We start from the raw sequence: 1500 nt of genomic DNA, 5'->3' as shown, positions 1-1500 counted from the left end.
TGCTCATGCGAGCGCACGGGACGTCGATCGACGGGATGTAGTACAAGAGCTGGCCCGCAGCGTTGGCGTTGAGTCGCGCATGAGCGTGCATGGCATAGGAGACGATGCGCCACTCGTAGGCACACTCGTACCAGCCCCTGGCGTTCCGTAGTCGTGGATCCGGGCCAGAGGTCTGGATGACTGTGGCTTGGAGAGCATGCCAAGCCTTCTCCGAGATCTTCTTCCCACCGGGCGTCCGCATCGCCTCCAGGATCTCGATGAGCAGCGGATCGTCGAAACGTCGCATTTCGACGAAGTCGAGGACGTACTCCATGTCCAGAAGCAGCTTCCGGCCCTGCTGGTGCTCGTAGGATTGGTTGCTTGGAGGAGCGAGCAGAGAAGCCGATGGTGGCACAGGCGGGAGCTGGTAGAAGTCGCCGGACAAGATCTTGCACGGCATACGGCCCCACGTCTCGGCTGGCTTCATGTACTGGGTGGAGTCGAGGTTGTGGCGCAGAGCTCGTCCGTACGTCTTGCGTAGAGCATCGGCATGAAGAAGGTCACCGGGAACAGCGCCCAGCTCATCGATGACCTCGACGCCGAGGTCTCCGGCGATGCGGTCCATTTTCTTTTGCGTCTGCGGGTTCAGTCGCAGTCTGGCCGTCTGCAGGGAATCGGTCAGGAGGAGACCGTTGGCCGCGTGCAGCGTTCTGGCTCGTGAGCCCAGGTTTTGAGCGGCCTGGTTGGACTGTGCTGTGGCGGAGTAGCCGTTAGGCCCGAAGTACGTTTCAGCGAGGGGCTGCACGATCTTCCCGAGGGTGCGTGTCTTGCCGACTCCGCCGCCGCCGAGCCAGATGGCTCGGTGGTTGTTGGTGGGTGTGGCCACGGGCAGATAAACGCAGGACTTGTCGGGCCGCGTGTCGAAGCGCTTCTGCAGGGACAGTGCGAGAAGCGCCACGGCGTCGATCTGTTCCTCCGTGCAGTTATTGTCCTCGAGGAGTTTGCGCGCGACGGCCGCGGGCCCCTGCATGGCCAAAGGCACCGGCACGAGCTGCGGCTCTGCTGGCTGGGAAGCACTGCTGGGCCACATGGAGCCGTTCGCATCCGCATCGTCGAGATTCTCCTCGCCGCCGGTCTGTTGTTTCTTGGCCAAGGCGATAGTCTTCTTCTGCAGCGCGACCATGTCGGTGTGAGGTCGCCCGTAGCCACGCACGAGTGGTACTGTACTGGCGGGATCGAAGGCGAAGTTCTGCTGCAGAAGGGTGCCGTAGGCATCGTTGAGGTGCATCAGGTTGAGGTCGGCCTGGCTCTTGCGCGTCTTGAAAGGAAGCGACGCGATGTCCTCCTGCTGCAGGCACAAGGAAAGTGTTCTGGTGACTTCGTGCAAAGGAAAGTTCGATAGGTCGCAGGGCGGGACGTCGACGTCCTGTTCGTCGCCGTCCCCGCCGCCCATGTCGACGAATTCCATGGCGGGCCGAGTGCGGTGTTCGCCATCATCGCTGTCGGAGTCGTACTCGGATT

1 protein-coding gene is annotated in these 1500 nt (G+C 62.3%); it reads right to left on the bottom strand.

The genetic code is table 11. The annotated features are described in order from the left end of the window. On the bottom strand, nucleotides 1-1500 hold a 1500-nt coding region (locus GY725_20105; protein ID MCP4006488.1), incomplete at both ends, for a hypothetical protein.

The sequence above is a fragment of the bacterium genome (assembly GCA_024226335.1).
GTDB lineage: Bacteria > Myxococcota_A > UBA9160 > SZUA-336 > SZUA-336 > JAAELY01.
Note: the sequence above shows the minus strand (reverse complement) of the source record. Positions and strands in the feature narration are given on the sequence as shown.